Origin of the sequence: Sphingobium cyanobacteriorum, assembly GCF_030580935.1 — a bacterium.
Classification (GTDB): domain Bacteria; phylum Pseudomonadota; class Alphaproteobacteria; order Sphingomonadales; family Sphingomonadaceae; genus Sphingobium; species Sphingobium cyanobacteriorum.
This window is the reverse complement of the sequence record NZ_JAUQOM010000002.1, coordinates 55680-72531: the sequence shown is the minus strand read 5'-3', so window position 1 is coordinate 72531 and position 16852 is coordinate 55680. Positions and strand designations below refer to the sequence as shown.

Here is a 16852-nt window from a genome sequence, read left to right as displayed (position 1 = left end):
GACGCTAATAATCCCGCCTTACGGTGCCCGCCGCGCGGTGACGATCTTCACCGGCGCTTCCAGCATCTGCCCCTTCATCACGCCTTCTCCTGCGCTGGGGGACTTGGGGGCGGCCAGGATCGCCTTCACCACGTCCAGCCCTTCGACCACATGCGCGAAAACGGCAAAGCCCTGATTGTCGCCGGGCGCATCGGGATGGGCATCCATCGCCGGCATCCGGCCCAGCACGATGAAGAAATCGCCCGTCGCGCTGCCGGGCGCATAGCGGGCCATCGACAGCGCGCCATCATCATGGACAAGGCCGGTCCGGCTGGTCGGTTCATGCGGGATCGACGACAATATCCGCTTGGGATCATTTTGCGCCCCGCCCTGGACGAAGCCATAGTCGGCCGCGCCCACGCCACGGTAGAATAGCGTGCCGTCAAACCGTTTCTGATCGACATATTGCAGGAAATTGGCGGCGGTGACGGGCGCCTTGTCGCCATGAACGGCCACCATGATGCGGCCCTTGTCCGTTTCCAGCACAACATGGACATCGCCGGGCGCCGATGCGGGTTGCAGGGTCTGGGCCGTAGCAGTGGCAAGGCCAAGGAAAGCGGCGACCAGAAGCAGGAGAGCGCGAATCATGCCCTTACCCTAGCCTGTCCTGCGGCCAGCGCCAGTGGGGCCTGTCAGCCCTCCAGCAGGCGCTGGAGCGCGCGCACGTCGGCATCCATGTCCGGGTTGGTTTCGCGCAGCGCTTCGATCGTCCGCACGGCGTGAATCACCGTGCTATGGTCACGCCCGCCGAAGATGCGGCCGATTTCGGGCAGCGAACGCGGCGTCATCTTCTTGGCCAGGTACATCGCCACCTGACGCGGCCGGGCGACGGCGCGGGCACGGCGCTTGGAGCGCATTTCGGACGGGTCGATCTTGAAATGGGCGGCGCATGCCTTCTGGATTTCGTCCACGGTGATGCGCCGCGCATTGGCGCGCACCGCGTCGGCGAGCATCCCTTGCGCGAAATCCAGATCGATCGCGCGGCCGGTCAACTGGCCATAGGCGACCAGCTTGTTGAAGGCGCCTTCCAGTTCGCGCACATTCGACCGGATCGCGCGGGCGAGGAAATCGATCACCGCATCGGGCACCGGCGGATCGCCCGCCACCAGGCGCTTGGATTCGAGGATGGCGAGCCGCAGGTCGAGGCCGGCCGGCTGAATGTCGGCGACAAGGCCACCGGCCAGCCGCGACAGGATGCGCGCATCGATCGATTCGAGCATTTGCGGCGCCCGGTCCGCGGTCACGACGATGCGCGCGCCGGTGTCGATCAGATCGTTGATCGTGTGGAGAAACTCCTCCTGCGTCGATCCCTTGCCGGCGATGAACTGAATGTCGTCGATCAGCAGCAGCCGGGCCGCGCGCAGCCGGGCCTTGAACGCCATCGTGTCATTGGCGCGCATCGCGTTCACAAATTCCATCATGAATCGTTCGGCCGACATGTAGAGGACCGGCGCGGAGGGCGAATGGGCGGAAAAGGCCGCCGCGATGCCGTGGAGCAGATGGGTCTTGCCCTGGCCGGTGCCGCCATGGATGAACAGCGGCGTGAAGCGCGGCTGCGCCTCGCCTGCCATGGCCTGCGCGGCGGAAAAAGCGAGCCGGTTGGTGTCGCCGACGATGAAGTCGGCAAAGCCGTGGCGCGGCAGGAAATTGGACGCGACAGGCATGTCCACTGCGGCGACGGGCGATGCCGGTTCGACATGCACGACTTCGAGCAGGCGCGGGCCAGTGGCGTCCGGGGCCCGGCGCAGCCGCACCTCGCGCACGCCGACAGCGGCGCTGCGCCACGCCATGCGCAGCCGGTCGCCGAACTGGCCCGCCACGAAATTGGCGCTGAAGTCGCTGGCGACCAGCAGGTCGAGCGTCTGTGATTCGCGGCAATAGTCGCCCAAGCGCACAGGTTTGAGCCACTGGTCGAACATGCGCGCGCCGACATCGCGGCGCAGCCCGGCGCGAATGCCGGTCCAGGCGGATTCCAGGCCGGTATCGGCCTGAACAACATCTCCGTCCTGCCAAGCAACCACGCGCACTTCATCCTTCATATTCTTTGCATTCCCCACCAACAACGCCCCCCGTCCGGCCAGGAAATTCGACGCAAGACACTCGATCGGAAAAGCCACTGCCCTTCCGAGTTCAATGCGACAAACGATCTCACATGACGGCCGCCTCAAGGTGATTCGACGGTGGCCGGAGTTCAAAAATAGACAGGGGGGGTTCGCCGGATCAAGGGCAGTCCGGTTCAAAAAAGTGAAATAAAGCCGTTGACTCAGCAAAGCCGCCGAAATCGAAGGAGAATGAAATTTCCGGCGGATTTCAGCCATTTATTTGGGCAATTTTATACCGCAGCGCGTCGAATCGCGGGAAAAGCGTCATTGCACAAAGATGACCGATTGATGAACAAACGGCGAAAGGCCCGCTCCGGCAGACCGGAGCGGGCCTTTTCGTCCGTCATGACCCCAGGGGGTTCAGGCGATCGCGCTGACAGCCTTGGTCAGGCGGCCGAACTTGCGCGCGGCGGTGTTCTTGTGCAGCACGCCGCGGGCAACGCCACGGGCCAGTTCAGGCTGCACGGTCTGAAGCGCGGTAGCGGCGGCATCCTTGTCGCCGGCGGTGATGGCGGCTTCCACCTTCTTCACCAGGGTGCGAATCCGGCTGATGCGGGCGCCATTGATGGCGGCACGACGTTCGTTGCGGCGGATGCGCTTCTTGGCTTGCGGCGTATTGGCCATTCTATTCCTCGGTTCTCGTCAGATCTTGGGAGGAGACTGACCGGAACACCGGACTGCCTCATGAAGGTGCGCCCCTTACAGGGGATCGCGGCAGGCGTCAACCACCCGGACCCGCGCTATTTCTGGCATTGCGCGCAGAAAAAGGTGGATCGCCCGCCGTCGATCCGGCGCTGGACCGCGCCGCCACACGGGCAGGATTCGCCTTCGCGCCCATATACGCGCCATTGTTTGGAAAAATAGCCCAGTTCGCCATCGGGCCGGGCATAATCACGCAGGGTGGAGCCGCCCGCCACGATCGCGGCCGACAGCACATCGCGAATCGCCGCGACCAGCAGGGCGAGTCGGGGCCGGCCGATCTTCCCCGCCGGGCGAGTCGGCGCGATGCCCGCCATGTTCAGTGCTTCGCAGACATAGATATTGCCCAGCCCGGCAACGACGCGCTGGTCGAGCAGGGCCGCCTTGATCGAGGTCGCCTTGCCCTTGAGCGCGGCGGCGAGCATCGCCACGTCGAAGGCGGGTCCCAGCGGCTCCGGCCCCATGCGGGTGAAGGGGGCATAGGCCTGCCACGCCTCCGTCCGCACCAGATCGATCGAACCGAAGCGGCGCGGATCGTTGAGCGCCAGCACGCGCCCGCCGGCCGTTTCCAGCAGCAGATGATCATGCGTCCCGATCTCCGCCGGGTCGATTCGCCAGCGGCCCGACATGCCGAGGTGAAAGATCATCATGTCGCCGCGATCGGTTTCGATCAGGCCATATTTGGCGCGACGCGACAGGCCCGTCACGGTCGCGCCGGTCATCCGCTGGCGCAGGTCGACCGGGATCGGAAAGCGCAGGTCGGCGCGGCGCGGCTCCACCCGCGTCAGCACGCTGCCCTGCAGAACGGACCGCAGGCCCGCGACGGTGGTTTCGACTTCGGGAAGTTCCGGCATGAAGGACATCTAGGAAAGCGGGAGGAGAATAACCAGCTTCATGGCTGGAATGGCGCGCAATCTCTGTCTAGAGGACTTCTCCATGAACGACACAGCATCCTTCGGCTATCGCGACGTCGATGCCGCTGCAAAGCAGGGCATGGTCCGCGAAGTCTTTTCCAATGTCGCGGCGAAATATGACCTGATGAACGACGCCATGTCCGGCGGCGCGCACCGGCTGTGGAAGGACCAGTTCGTCCGCCGGGTAAAACCCCGCGCCGGCGAGCAGATCCTCGACATGGCGGGCGGCACCGGCGACATCGCGTTTAGGATGCACAAATATGGCGCGCATGTCACCGTATCCGACATCAACCCGCAAATGCTCGCCGTGGGCGTCGAGCGGGCGCAGAAGAAAGGCTATGACGGGCTGATCTGGTCGGAACAGAATGCGGAAGAGCTGACCTTTGGCGACCGCGCGTTCGACGCCTATACGATCGCCTTCGGCATCCGCAACGTGACCCATATCGACAAGGCCCTGGCCGAGGCGCATCGCGTGCTCAAATATGGCGGGCGCTTCTTCTGCCTGGAATTTTCGACCACCACCTGGCCCGGCTTTTCGGACGTGTATGACGTTTATTCGCACAGACTGGTGCCGCAACTGGGCAAGCTGTTCGCCAATGACGCCGACAGCTATCGCTATCTGATCGAATCGATCCGCCGCTTCCCGCCCATGCCCAAATTCGAAGGGATGATCCGCGACGCGGGCTTCGTGAACACGAAGGTCGAGCCGATATTGGGCGGGCTGGTGGCGATCCATAGCGGCTGGAAGATTTGAAGCCCGCATGACGTCCCACATCACCCATATCTGGCGCCTCCTGAAATGGGGCCGGACGCTGGCGCGGCATGGCGCGCTGACCGGGATCGAGCGTGATCCGCTGACCCCCGGCCCGGTGCGTCGCCTGGTCCGCATCGCCCGGTTCGGTGCGCGCGTGCCCAAGCAGCCACGCTATGCCGACGCCTTCCAGGCGATCGGCCCGGCCGCGATCAAGCTGGGCCAGACGCTGGCGACCCGGCCCGACCTGGTCGGCGATCATGCCGCAAACGACCTGTTGCGGTTGCAGGACGCCCTGCCTCCCGTGCCGTTCGACACGATCCGCGCGCAGATCGAGCAGAGTTTCGGGCGGCCGCTGGAGCAGATATACAGCCGCTTCGACGAAGTGCCGGTCGGCGCCGCATCGATCGCGCAGGTGCATCGCGCGCTCACCATCGATGGCCGCGACGTGGCGGTCAAGGTGATCCGTCCCGGCGTGATCGAAAAGTTCAATCGGGACATCCAGACCTATGAATGGGCCGCCGCCCATGTCGAGATGCTGGGCGGCGAAATCGCCCGGCTGCGCCCGCGATTGGTGATCGCCAACATGAAGCGCTGGACCGCGCGCGAACTGGATTTGCGGCGCGAGGCGGCGTCGGCGTCGGAACTGGCCGAAGCGATGGAGGCGATGCCAGGATACCGCATCCCCGCGATCGACTGGGACCGCACGACCGGCAAGGTCATGACGATGGCGTGGATCGACGGCATCAAGATCGCCGATCGCGACGGCCTGATCGCGGCGGGCCATGATGTGAAGGATCTGGCTGCCCGGCTGGTCAACGCCTTTTTGCGGCAGGCGATCGCCGAAGGCTTCTTCCATGCCGACATGCATCAGGGCAATCTGTTCGTCTGCCCCGATGGCGATATCGTCGCGATCGACTTCGGCATCATGGGCCGGATCGACCGGCGCGCGCGCATGTGGCTGGCGGAAATTCTCTACGGCCTGATCACCGGCAACTACAAGCGCGTGGCGGAAATCCATTTCGAGGCGCAATATGTGCCCGCCCATCATAATGTCGCCGAATTCGCCACCGCCCTGCGCGCCGTGGGCGAACCGATGCGCGGCAAGCCGGTGCGCGAATTGTCGGTCGGCGGGATGCTGGACGGGCTGTTCGCCATCACCCGCGATTTCGACATGCAGACCCAGCCGCATCTGCTGCTGCTGCAAAAGACGATGGTGATGGTGGAGGGCGTGGCGACCGCGCTGGACCCCGACATCAACCTGTGGGAAACCAGCGGCCCCTATGTGAAGAACTGGCTGCGCGACGAGCTGGGGCCGGAGGCGAAGGCCGCCGATACGCTGATCGAAAACTGGCGCACGCTGCAACGGCTGCCGGGGCTGGTGAAGCGGATCGAGGACGCCTTCCCCGAAAAGGGCGGCGCCCCGCCCCCGCCCCCGTTGAGCGAAATCAAACTGATCCGCGTGGGCGGCGGCTGGCGCTATGCGCTGGTGGCGGCGGTCGCGGCGGCGGCGGGGGCTGGCGTGATGTGGCTGGCATCCGCTATCTGACAGCGGATGGACAACCATATCAGAACCATTCCTGCCAGCTTTGATCCGGTGACGGTTAAGCAGATCGATGCCCGCTTGGACGCCATCGAAATCGATGATCACGTTGTGATAGCCTGGGCCATCGAAAGCGGTAGCCGGGCGTGGGGCTTTCCATCGCCGGACAGCGACTATGACTGCCGCTTCCTGTTTGTGCGGCAGGTGGATGATTATCTGTCACCTTGGGTTCGTCGGGACGTGATCGAAACACCGCTCGAAGGCGATCTGGACGTGAACGGCTGGGATTTGGGCAAGGCGATAAAATTGCTGCTCAAGGGCAATGCCGTCGTCATCGAGTGGCTAACGTCGCCTATCGCCTATCGCGGCGATCCTTGGATGCGCGAAGAATTGCTGGACCTGGCCCGCCGCTTCACGGATCGCGATGCCGTTGCACGCCATTATCTGCATTTGGGCGAAGGTCAGCGAAAAGCCTATTTTTCTGACGATAAAGACGTTGCGTTGAAGAAGCTATTCTATGCCCTGCGCCCGGCAGCCGCGCTGCGATGGATGCGGCTTCACCCGGACGCAGGTGTCGCCCCCATGCATTTCCCGACATTGATGGCGCAATGCCAACCACCGGTAGAGGTGGCCAGCATTACATCCGAACTGATCGAGCTGAAGGCAACATCGAAAGAAATGGGGAGTGCGCCGTTGCCCGGTCCCATTCGCAATTTCGTCGATTCCGAGTTCACTACGGCGCGCGACATATTCGCGCCGCGCAGCAAGACATTGAACCATAATGCCAAGGAAGCAGCGGAAGCGCTTTTCCGAGTGGCAATCCGGCGATATGCACCGATGCCATGACCCAGCGCGTCCTCCTCATCATCTCCGGCGGTATTGCGGCCTATAAGTCGCTCGAACTGGTGCGCACGCTGCGCAAGCGCGGGATCGCGGTGCGGGCGGTGTTGACGGCGTCGGCGCAGCAATTCGTCACGCCGCTCAGCCTTGGCGTGCTGACCGAGGATCATGTCTTTACCCAATTGTTCGACCTGAAGAACGAACAGGAAATCGGCCATATCCAGCTTAGTCGCCAGGCCGATCTGGTCGTGGTCGCACCCGCGACCGCGAATATCCTGGCGAAGATGGCGAACGGCATTGCCGACGATCTGGCCACCACGCTGCTGCTGGCCACCGACAAGCCGGTGCTGGCGGTGCCGGCGATGAATGTGCGCATGTGGCATCACAAGGCAACGCAGCGCAATCTGGAGCGGCTCCATGCCGATGGCGTCCACATCATGACGCCGGAGGATGGCGAAATGGCCTGCGGCGAATATGGCAAGGGGCGACTGCCGGAACCGGAGACAATCGCGGCGGAGATCGAACGCCTGCTGGCGATGCCGCGCAGCGTCGATCCGCTGGCGGACCAGCCCGATTTCGCCAGCGATGCGCGGTCGGTTCCCGACCCGCGCGAAACGAACGGCTCCCTTAAGGGCCGCCATATCCTCATCACCGCCGGGCCGACGCATGAGCCGATCGACCCGGTACGCTACATCGCCAATCGATCATCGGGCAAGCAGGGCTTCGCCATCGCCGCCGCCGCCGCAAGGGCCGGCGCGCGGGTGACGCTGGTGGCAGGGCCAGTGCATCTGCCCACGCCTGCCGGCGTGACCCGTATCGATGTCGAAACCGCGCGGCAGATGCTGGCTGCGGTCGAGGCCGCCTTGCCCGCCGACGCCGCGATCATGGTTGCGGCCGTCGCCGACTGGCGCGCCGCCGATGCCGCCGGCCAGAAGATCAAGAAGGACGGCTCCGGCCAGCCCGCCCCGCTCGCCCTGGTCGAGAACCCGGACATTCTCGCGACCCTGGGCCATCACGCCAATCGCCCCGCGCTACTGGTCGGCTTCGCCGCCGAAACGCAGCAGATCGCCGCCCATGCCCAGGCCAAGCTGGCGAAGAAGGGCGCGGACTGGATCGTCGCCAACGACGTGTCGGGCGACGTGATGGGCGGCGACGCCAACGCCGTTCAGATCGTCACCGCCGCCGGCATCGAATCCTGGCCGACCCTGCCCAAAGGCGCGGTCGCCGACAAACTCATTGCAAAGGTCGCCCATGTCCTCGCCCCTTCCGCCGATTGAAATCCAGATCAAGCGCCTGCCCCATGGCGAAGGCCTGCCCGTCCCCGCCTATGCCACCGCTCATGCGGCGGGCATGGACGTGGTGGCGGCCGAGGAACTGGTGCTCGCGCCGGGCGGCCGCCATGCCGTGGCGACGGGCTTCGCCATGGCCATTCCACAAGGCTATGAGGTGCAGGTGCGTCCCCGGTCCGGCCTGGCGCTCAAACATGGCATCAGCCTGCCCAACACGCCCGGCACGATCGATGCCGATTATCGCGGCGAATTGAAGATCATCCTCATCAATCTGGGCGATGCCCCCTTCGCAATCGCGCGCGGTGACCGGATCGCGCAACTGGTGGTCGCGCCGGTGCAGCTTGCCAGCTTCGCGGAAGTCGATAGCCTGGATGACACCGTCCGGGGGCAGGGCGGCTTCGGTTCGACAGGAGTGTAACGCCCATGATGCTGACCGACGAGCAACTGGAGCGCTATGCCCGGCATATCGTCCTCAAGGAGATCGGCGGCGCGGGGCAGGCGCGGCTGCGGTCAGCGGACGTGGCCGTGATCGGCGCGGGCGGCATCGGCAGCCCCGCAATCCTCTATCTGGCCGCAGCGGGCATCGGCACGATCCGGGTCATCGACGATGACGCCGTTGCCCTGTCCAACCTGCAACGGCAGATCTTGTTCGGCACCGCCGATGTCGGCGCGCCCAAGGCGGAAGCCGCGATGGCGGCGGTGGCACGGATCAATCCCGATGTGAAGCTGGTCCCGATCAACGCCCGGATCGACGCGGGCAATGCCGACCTGATCCTGCGCGAAGCGGATGTGGTGCTGGACGGCTGCGACAATTTCGACACCCGCCTGACCGTCGCGGATGCAGCGCAGCGGTTGCGCATACCCCTGGTGTCGGCAGCGGTCGGCCCGTTCGAGGGGCAGTTGTCCACCTATCGCGGATGGGAAGCCGACAAGCCCTGCTATCGCTGCCTGGTCGGCGCGCCGCAGGATGCACCGGAACGCAATTGCGCCGAAACCGGCGTCATCGGCGCGCTGACCGGCGCGATCGGCAGCCTGGCCGCGCTGGAGGTGATCCGCGCGCTGGTGCCCTTCGGCACGGACATGGCCGGGCGGTTGCTGATCGCCGACCTGCTTTCGATGCGGTTCCGCACGATCGATGTGGCGAAAGACCCCGGCTGCGCGGTCTGCGCCATAGAATTATGCGCGCCCTGACGATCATCGTCGTGACGGCCGATGCGGAGCGGCTGCGCGGCGCACTGGTGCTGGCGGCGGCGCAGGCGGCGCTGGGCGGCGATGCAACCGTTTTTCTGCAACTGGACGCCGTAGCGCTGCTGCGCGCCCCGATCTCCGCGCCGCGCGATGCCGCGCATCGGGCTGCGGGCATGCCCGATCTGGCCACGCTGCTGGACGATGCGCGGGCGCTGGGCGTCACCCTGATCGCCTGCCAGAGCGGCCTGGCGCTGGTCGGGCTGAGCGCGGTCGACCTGCCCGCCGGGATCGAGACGGGTGGCCCGGTCAGCCTGATGCAAAAGCTGGGAGACGACGCACGCCTGCTGTCCCTGTGAGGCGCGCGCCTCAACCTGCTATCAGAAGTTGCCATATCGCTCGTTGCCGACGAAGCCCAGCTTGGTCACGCCCGACCGCTTGATGTCGGCCAGCACTTCGTCGACCGCCAGATAGCGGGCGGCGGCATCGGGCTGGAACTGCAATTCCGGCTCGACCGGCATCCGCTGCGTCGCGGCGAGATATTGGCGCAGCGTCAGCCGGTCGACCGCCGCGCCGTTCCAGCGAATCACGCCATCGGCATCGACGCCGACCTTGTTCTTGACCGGATCGGGCATCGGTTGCTGCGGCGTCACCGGGGTCTGGGGCAAGTCGATGCCCACGCTGTGGGTCTGGATCGGGATGGTGAGGATGAACATGATCAGCAGCACCAGCATCACGTCGATCAGCGGCGTCGTGTTCATCTCGCCCATCGGTACATCCGCGTCGCGGCCATTGGGGGTTGCCAAGCGCAAGGCCATAAGTTCCTCCCTCTGTTGAAATATGATATAACAACACATGGATCATGCGCGTCTTGGCCACAGTTGGCAATAGCCCTTCTATTGACAGCGCCGACCGCCCATTTAAGGGGAAGGCGCGGCAATTTCCGGCCGCGCGACATGCCCATAGTCACAGAAAGTCCCGTCCCTTGTCCGCCATGCTCAAGATCACCCTGCCCGACGGTTCCGTGCGCGAAGTCGCGCCCGGCACTACCCCGGCGGACATTGCAGCGGCGATCGGGCCGGGCCTGGCCAAGGCGGCGATCGCCGCGCGGGTGGATGGCGAATTGCGCGACATCACGCGCCCGCTCGAACAGGATGCACAGCTCGCACTGGTGACGAACAAGGATGAGGCGGACGCGCTGGAACTGGCGCGGCATGACTTCGCCCATGTGCTGGCCGAAGCGGTGCAGGCGCTGTTCCCCGGCACGCAGATCACCTTCGGCCCGTCGACCGACGATGGCTTCTATTATGATTTTGCGCCGGCAGAGCGCCCCTTCACGGAAGAAGACCTGCCCGTCATCGAAGCGGAGATGCGCAGGATCATCGCCGCCAACAAGCCGTTGCGCCGCGAAGTGATCGACCGCGACACGCTGATCGCGCAATGGCAGGCAGCGGGTGAGACGTTCAAGGCGCAGTGGGCGGCCGAACTGCCGGCGGGCGAGGAACTGACCGTCTATCATTCGGGCGACGGCTGGTACGATATGTGCCGGGGGCCGCATCTGGCCTCCACCGGGCGGCTCGATCCCGCTGCATTCAAACTGACGCGCGTGTCAGGCGCCTATTGGCGCGGCGACCAGAAGAATGCGATGCTGTCCCGCATCTACGGCACCGGATGGCTCAACAAGAAACAGTTGGCCGAACATCTGACGCGGCTGGAGGAAGCGGGCAAGCGCGACCATCGCAAGCTGGGCGCGGAGATGGACCTGTTCCATCTTCAGCAGGAAGCGCATGGTAGCGTCTTCTGGCATCCCAAGGGCTATCTGATCTGGCGCCAGCTCGAATCCTATATGCGCCGCGCCATCGACGATGCCGGCTATCGCGAGGTCAAGACGCCGCAGGTGATGGACGCGCGCCAGTGGGAAACATCCGGCCATTGGGGCAAATATCGCGAGAATATGTTCGTCATCCCCGACGAAGTGCCCAATGTGGACGATGACGGCCCGCTGGTGTCGGACGATGCCGACTGGATGGCGCTCAAACCCATGAACTGTCCGGCGCATGTCCTGATCTTCCGCCAGGGGATCAAAAGCTATCGCGACCTGCCCTTGCGCTTCTACGAAAATGGCTGCTGCCACCGTAACGAGCCGCATGGCGCGCTGCATGGGCTGATGCGCGTGCGTCAGTTCACGCAGGACGACGCGCATATCTTCTGCCGCGAGGATCAGATTGTCGAGGAAGTCCGCGCCTTCTGCGCGCTGGCCGACCGCATCTACAAGGATTTCGGCTTCACCTACTCGATCAAGCTGGCACTGCGCCCCGAAAAGCGGTTCGGCACTGAGGAAATGTGGGACAAGGCGGAGGAGGAACTGCGCAACGCGGTTGCCGCCGCCGGCCTCAACACGCCGGAATATGGCTGGGAGGAATTGCCCGGCGAAGGCGCCTTCTACGCGCCCAAGCTGGAATGGCACCTGACCGACGCGATCGGCCGGACCTGGCAGGTCGGCACGATCCAGTCGGACCGCGTGCTGCCCGACCGACTCGACGCCAGCTATGTGGGCGAGGATGGCGAGCGCCACCGGCCGGTGATGCTGCACCGCGCCATCTTCGGCAGCTATGAACGCTTCATCGGCATATTGATCGAACATTATGCGGGCAAATTCCCGCTCTGGCTGGCCCCGGTGCAGGCGGTGGTCGCGACCATCGTGTCCGATGCCGACGATTATGCCAAGGCGGCAGTCGAGCGGCTGCGCGCGGCCGGCATCCGGGCGGAACTTGATGTCCGCAACGAGAAGATCAACTACAAGGTGCGCGAGCACAGCCTGGCCAAGGTGCCCAACCTGCTGGTCGTCGGCCGCCGCGAGGCGGACGAGGGCACGGTCGCTCTGCGCGAACTGGGCAAGGAGGGGCAAAGCCTGCTTTCGCTCGACAATGTTATCGAACGTCTTGCAAAAGAGGCGCAGGCACCCGATATGCAGTGAGGCAGAAATGCCGCAAGGGTGCGTGATTCCGTAACTGCGGAGCCACGTACCCCTTTCGGCTTTGTGCAAAAGCCGCTAAGAGCCGTTCGTTTTTGCAACGACCATAGGAGATATTGCTATACGTCCCCCGATGATGCGCCGCCCGCTGGCGCCGCCGCCGAAGTCCGGCCCCCGCTATAACGAATTCATCAACGTGCCCAAGGTGCGAGTGATCGATGACGAAGGCGAAAATCTCGGTGTGATGTTTACGCAGGAGGCGATCGATCAGGCCTATGAGATCGGCCTCGATCTCGTGGAAGTCTCGCCGAACGCCGATCCGCCGGTCTGCAAGTTCCTGGACATCGGCAAGTTCAAATATGAAGCGCAGAAGAAGGCGAATATCGCCCGCAAGACGCAAAAGACCCAGGAACTCAAAGAAATCAAGATGCGTCCCAACATCGACGATCATGACTATGATACGAAGATGAAGAAGGTGCACGACTTTATCGGTGATGGCGACAAGGTGAAGATCACCCTGCGTTTTCGCGGCCGCGAACTCAGTCATCAGCAACTGGGCATGAACCTGCTCCAGCGCGTGGCGGAAAATGTGGCGGAGATTGCCAAGGTCGAAGCCTATCCGCGCATGGAAGGCCGCCAGATGCTGATGGTCCTCGCGCCGAAATAAACGGCTATCTTTCTTCCTCCTGCTCTCAACAGGCGGCGGGCTTATCCGAAGCCCGCCGCCTGTTGCGCTTATGCCAGACTGACACTCGCCCGGATGGATACGCCGCACTGATTCACATGTAACGCGCCAGGGTGGCGCAGCCAGTCAAAAGGGATGGACAACCCCATGGATCGCGGCAGCGCGACCAGAGGGACCGCCCGCAGCATATTCGCCCTGTCCTACACCAAACTATATGGGATAAATGATTCGCCTCTTCCAGCCATAAGGAGGCGGACATGGACATTCACGACCTGATCGACAACGTCATCGCGCGGGAAGGCGGCTACAGCAATCACCCGGCCGATCGTGGCGGGCCGACCAATATGGGGATCACCCAGGCGGTAGCGCGCGCCAATGGCTATGCCGGGGCGATGCAGGCATTGCCACGCAGCCTTGCAGAGACGATCTATCGCCGCCTCTACTGGGAGCAGCCGGGCTATGCTTTTGTGGCGGAGATCAACGAAACTATCGCCGCCGAACTGTTCGATACGGCCGTCAACATGGGCGTCGGCACCGCCACCGGCTTTCTCCAGCGCGCGCTCAACGCGCTCAACCGCAACCAGCGCGACTATCCCGACCTCAAACTGGATCGCCGCATCGGTGCGCGCACGCTCGCCGCGTTGCGCGCCTTTCATGCCCTGCGCGGGCCCGCAGGCGGCGCAATATTGTTGCAGGCGCTCCAGGCACTGCAGGGCGAACATTATATTGCACTGGCCGAAAGCCGCCCGGCCAATGAAGCCTTTCTCTACGGCTGGCTGGCAAACCGGATGGGTTAAGGAGTGACCGATGACACAAAAGCATGAGGATAATCCCGACCTGTGGACCGCGCGCGCCCGGCCCGCCTTTCTCTATGTCATGTACGCCCTGCTGCTCTGGTCCGTGCCAATGGGCCTGATCGCCGGGATCAGGCCGCAGATGGCGGCAGCGATCATCGCGGGGATGCGTGCCTATCTGAATGCCCTGCCCGAACCGCTCTACGCGCTGTTTGGCACCGGCTATCTTGGCTATACGGCGGCCCGCGCCTGGGGAAAGGCAAAGGGCGTGGAGCGCTGACTGCATCACACCCGCCTCTAGCCCGCCGCGTTTAACCGGATGCAGGTCGCGCGCTCCAGTCTTTTGTTTTCACATCGCTTCTGGCGGAAAGCCGGTTCCCACTTTTCCGCACGATGCCCTAAGGCCGGACGCAACAAGGCGTTCGCCCCTCTTCGCGCATTTGCCAGCGATCAGCCGCAGGTTGTAAGGCTGGCCGGGAAGCGGGTTCATCCCGGCAGTCGAAGCGCATGGCTTTGGCTGCCCCCGCGCGGCACAAGGCAGATTACGGCAACCGATGAAAACTGAACTCCCTGGCCCTCAACGGGGCATGTCCGCGCGCAAGTGGGAGATTACCTGCTCGATCGCCGCAGCCTTTGCCCGGCGCGGCTATCACGCCGTGAGCATGCGCGATCTTGCTGCCGATCTGAATCTCAACCAGGGAACGCTCTACCATCATTTCCCGTCCAAGGACGAAGCCCTGCTGGCCATCTGCATTGTCGGACAGGAAGAACTGAAACGCAATCTGGCAGGCGTCCTGGCCGCCCATGCTGCGTTCCCGCAACGAATCGGCCATCTGTTCGCCGCCCATATCACGTCCCTCAAGACTCTGGGCGACTTCATCGATGTCTATGCCAGCCAGTGGAGCCTTGTCCCCGGCACGCTGGCTTCACCGCTGCGCGAAGGATGGCGCCTGCAAAGAAGCACTTTTGAGACTTTGTTCGCCGATGCGATGGAACGGGGGGAAATACCCGCCGGCACGCCGGTACGCGATGCCATGCGGATGCTCATCGCCCTGTTCAGGACGGTGAATATCCTCCATCGCACGGGTCATTCGGACGCGATGCACGGATTTTCGGCTTTTGCCACGGATGTTTTTGTCAGGGGCCTGAGTGTGGAAAAGAACTGAACGACAATGCAACTGACGCAAGACCGTTCGCTTGCCTTGACGCACCAATCGGTCTAATCAAACCCAAACGACTGTATGGGATTGTGCGGATTGTCATTGGCGACAGCATCCCGGCAGCACATGGACAGGAGAGCTTGCCTTGGAAATGCGGTTTGATGGAAAGGTGGCCATCGTCACCGGCGCCGGACGCGGCCTGGGGCGGGAGCAGGCGTTGCTGCTGGCGCGGCGCGGCGCCAAGGTGGTGGTCAACGACCTGGGGGTGGAGATCGATGGATCAGCCCCGTCACTGCAACCGGCCGAGGAGGTTGTGGCGCTCATCCGGTCCGAAGGGGGAGAAGCCGTCGCCGACCAAAGCGACGTGTCGACATTGGACGGTGTGCGGGCGCTGGCCGACAAGGCGGCAACGGCATTTGGCGCAATCGATATCCTGGTCTGCAATGCCGGCACGATCGGATATGGCACGACCGCCGGCGTCATCGAACCGGAACCGTTCGAATCCCAGTTGCGGCTGATGGTGTCCGGGGTCGGGCTGCTAGTGGGCGCAGCCTGGCCGTATCTGGTTCGGTCCGGCGAGGGGCGGATTGTCCTGATGTCGTCTGCCGGAGGCGTTTTCGGGATCGGCGCAAATCCCTATTATGGGGCGGCAAAGGGTGGTGTCATCGGACTGCTGCGTTGCCTGGCCATCGACGGCGCCGAAGTCGGGATCAAAATCAATGCGGTCTGCCCGCTTGGGCATTCCCGGCTGTTCGACGGCTTCAGCGAAGATGCGCACTTCAACGCCTGGTTCGCCAACAATGCCAAGGCGGAATATGTGGCCCCGGTCGTCGGCTATCTCGCCCACCGGGACTGCGCGCCGACCGGCCGGGTATTTTCTTCGGGGCTGGGCCATGTCAGCGAGGTCTTTACCGGGCTTACCGGCGGCTGGAAAAAGGTCGATCACCAGATTGAGGATATCCGTGACCATTTCGGCGAGATCGAGGACCGGACCGGCTATACCGTCCCGCGCACCGGACTGGAATCGAGCGCGGCCATGTTCCAGGACGCGCCAATCCCGGAGAAGAGATAATGGTGCAAAACAACCGCTTCGCAGGAACCCTGTTCGACCTGTCGGGCCGCACCGCGCTGGTCACTGGCGGCAGTCGCGGCATTGGCCGCGCCATCAGCGAGCGCCTGGCCCAGCATGGCGCGAATGTCGCGATCCTCGGCCGCAAGCTGGAGATTGCGCAAGAGGTTGCCGAACTGATCAACAGCCGCGACGGCGGGCGCGCGCTGGGGCTTTCGGCCAACATCACCCGGCGCGAGGATCTGCTTGCCGCGATCGAGGCCGTAGAGGCGCAGTTGGGCGCGGTCGATATCCTCGTCGCCAACGCCGCCTTGCACATCCACGTCGGGCCAAGCGCGGACATGTCGGATGCGATACTGGAAAAGACCATGGACGCCAATTTCCGCGCGCTCCATGTGCTCAGCCAGCGGTTGTTGCCGGGCATGGGTGCGCGCAAGTGGGGACGCATCGTAAACATCGGCACCATCGCCGCGCATTTCGGTTCGGGCGTCTATCACAGCTATACGCTGAGCAAGGCGCTGGCGATGCAATATGTCCGCAACATCGCGGTTGAACATGGCGAGGCGGGCATCCGCGCCAACACGGTGTCGCCGGGATTGGTGCGCACCGACATGTCGGCCGGCCTTGTCGCCAATCCCGATGAACTCGCCAAGGAAATGGCGCGCTCGACGGTGGGCCGCATGGGCGCCCCCGACGAAATCGCCGGCGTCATCGTCATGCTGGCAAGCGATGCGGGCGGTTACGTCAATGGCCAGACCATCGCAGTCGATGGCGGACAGACCATCAAATATGTAGTGTAAGGATAATA

19 protein-coding genes are annotated in these 16852 nt (G+C 63.9%); 14 read left to right on the top strand and 5 right to left on the bottom strand.

Annotation, left to right across the window (positions count from 1 at the left end):
• Window positions 1–18 precede the first annotated feature (18 nt).
• From Q4610_RS05160 to mutM, 4 genes are all read right to left on the bottom strand, one after another.
• Window positions 19–627, bottom strand: a complete 609-nt coding sequence (locus tag Q4610_RS05160; protein WP_304534943.1) for a peptidylprolyl isomerase — start codon at window positions 625–627, stop codon at window positions 19–21.
• 44 nt (window positions 628–671) lie between these two features.
• Window positions 672–2078, bottom strand: coding sequence for a chromosomal replication initiator protein DnaA (gene dnaA, locus Q4610_RS05155; RefSeq protein ID WP_304534942.1), 1407 nt, complete (start codon window positions 2076–2078; stop codon window positions 672–674).
• Window positions 2079–2501: 423 nt separating this feature from the next.
• Window positions 2502–2765, bottom strand: coding sequence for a 30S ribosomal protein S20 (gene rpsT, locus Q4610_RS05150; protein ID WP_304534941.1), 264 nt, complete (start codon window positions 2763–2765; stop codon window positions 2502–2504).
• Window positions 2766–2881: 116 nt separating this feature from the next.
• Window positions 2882–3694: a bifunctional DNA-formamidopyrimidine glycosylase/DNA-(apurinic or apyrimidinic site) lyase gene (gene mutM, locus Q4610_RS05145; protein ID WP_304534940.1), complete on the bottom strand. Its 813-nt coding sequence runs from the start codon at window positions 3692–3694 to the stop codon at window positions 2882–2884.
• A gap of 82 nt (window positions 3695–3776) precedes the next feature.
• Between mutM and Q4610_RS05140 the strand changes: the two genes are divergently transcribed.
• Genes Q4610_RS05140 through Q4610_RS05110 form a run of 7 tightly spaced genes read left to right on the top strand, consistent with a single transcriptional unit; the run spans window position 3777 to window position 9721 of the window.
• Window positions 3777–4508, top strand: coding sequence for a class I SAM-dependent methyltransferase (locus Q4610_RS05140; RefSeq protein ID WP_304534939.1), 732 nt, complete (start codon window positions 3777–3779; stop codon window positions 4506–4508).
• 7 nt (window positions 4509–4515) lie between these two features.
• Window positions 4516–6054 carry a 2-polyprenylphenol 6-hydroxylase gene (ubiB, locus tag Q4610_RS05135; protein WP_304534938.1) on the top strand — a complete coding sequence of 513 codons (1539 nt, stop codon included), beginning with the start codon at window positions 4516–4518 and terminating at the stop codon, window positions 6052–6054.
• Between the two features lie 6 nt (window positions 6055–6060).
• Window positions 6061–6894, top strand: a complete 834-nt coding sequence (locus tag Q4610_RS05130) for a nucleotidyltransferase domain-containing protein (protein WP_304534937.1) — start codon at window positions 6061–6063, stop codon at window positions 6892–6894.
• Window positions 6891–8165, top strand: a complete 1275-nt coding sequence (locus tag Q4610_RS05125) for a bifunctional phosphopantothenoylcysteine decarboxylase/phosphopantothenate synthase (protein WP_304534936.1) — start codon at window positions 6891–6893, stop codon at window positions 8163–8165. The genes Q4610_RS05130 and Q4610_RS05125 overlap by 4 nt, the downstream gene beginning before the upstream one ends.
• Window positions 8140–8595, top strand: coding sequence for a dUTP diphosphatase (gene dut, locus Q4610_RS05120; protein ID WP_304534935.1), 456 nt, complete (start codon window positions 8140–8142; stop codon window positions 8593–8595). The genes Q4610_RS05125 and dut overlap by 26 nt, the downstream gene beginning before the upstream one ends.
• 5 nt (window positions 8596–8600) lie before the next feature.
• Window positions 8601–9368 (top strand): HesA/MoeB/ThiF family protein, encoded by a 768-nt coding sequence (locus tag Q4610_RS05115; RefSeq protein WP_304534934.1) that lies wholly within the window; start codon window positions 8601–8603, stop codon window positions 9366–9368.
• The gene (locus Q4610_RS05110) at window positions 9356–9721 is read left to right on the top strand and encodes a DsrE family protein (RefSeq protein ID WP_304534933.1); all 366 of its coding nucleotides are present in this window, start codon (window positions 9356–9358) and stop codon (window positions 9719–9721) included. Before Q4610_RS05115 ends, Q4610_RS05110 begins: the two co-directional genes overlap by 13 nt.
• A gap of 21 nt (window positions 9722–9742) precedes the next feature.
• Here the strand turns inward: Q4610_RS05110 and Q4610_RS05105 are convergent, their stop codons facing one another.
• Window positions 9743–10180 (bottom strand): ExbD/TolR family protein, encoded by a 438-nt coding sequence (locus Q4610_RS05105; protein ID WP_304534932.1) that lies wholly within the window; start codon window positions 10178–10180, stop codon window positions 9743–9745.
• A 176-nt stretch (window positions 10181–10356) separates the two neighbouring features.
• On the opposite strand from Q4610_RS05105, the gene thrS reads away from it, so the two are divergent.
• The 7 genes from thrS (at window position 10357) to Q4610_RS05070 (ending at window position 16844) form a co-directional block, all read left to right on the top strand.
• Complete coding sequence (gene thrS, locus Q4610_RS05100) at window positions 10357–12339, top strand: threonine--tRNA ligase (RefSeq protein WP_304535546.1); 1983 nt, start codon at window positions 10357–10359, stop codon at window positions 12337–12339.
• 130 nt (window positions 12340–12469) lie between these two features.
• Window positions 12470–13003, top strand: a complete 534-nt coding sequence (gene infC, locus Q4610_RS05095; RefSeq protein ID WP_304534931.1) for a translation initiation factor IF-3 — start codon at window positions 12470–12472, stop codon at window positions 13001–13003.
• 275 nt (window positions 13004–13278) lie between these two features.
• The gene (locus tag Q4610_RS05090) at window positions 13279–13818 is read left to right on the top strand and encodes a glycoside hydrolase family 108 protein (protein ID WP_304534930.1); all 540 of its coding nucleotides are present in this window, start codon (window positions 13279–13281) and stop codon (window positions 13816–13818) included.
• A 10-nt stretch (window positions 13819–13828) separates the two neighbouring features.
• On the top strand, window positions 13829–14095 hold the full coding sequence (locus Q4610_RS05085; RefSeq protein WP_304534929.1) for a 3TM-type holin: 267 nt from the start codon (window positions 13829–13831) through the stop codon (window positions 14093–14095).
• A 274-nt stretch (window positions 14096–14369) separates the two neighbouring features.
• A complete protein-coding gene (locus tag Q4610_RS05080) occupies window positions 14370–14981 on the top strand; it encodes a TetR/AcrR family transcriptional regulator (protein WP_304534928.1) in 612 nt (203 codons plus the stop codon).
• 145 nt (window positions 14982–15126) lie between these two features.
• On the top strand, window positions 15127–16047 hold the full coding sequence (locus Q4610_RS05075) for an SDR family NAD(P)-dependent oxidoreductase (protein ID WP_304535545.1): 921 nt from the start codon (window positions 15127–15129) through the stop codon (window positions 16045–16047).
• Complete coding sequence (locus Q4610_RS05070; RefSeq protein WP_304534927.1) at window positions 16047–16844, top strand: SDR family NAD(P)-dependent oxidoreductase; 798 nt, start codon at window positions 16047–16049, stop codon at window positions 16842–16844. The genes Q4610_RS05075 and Q4610_RS05070 overlap by 1 nt, the downstream gene beginning before the upstream one ends.
• Window positions 16845–16852: the final 8 nt, after the last annotated feature.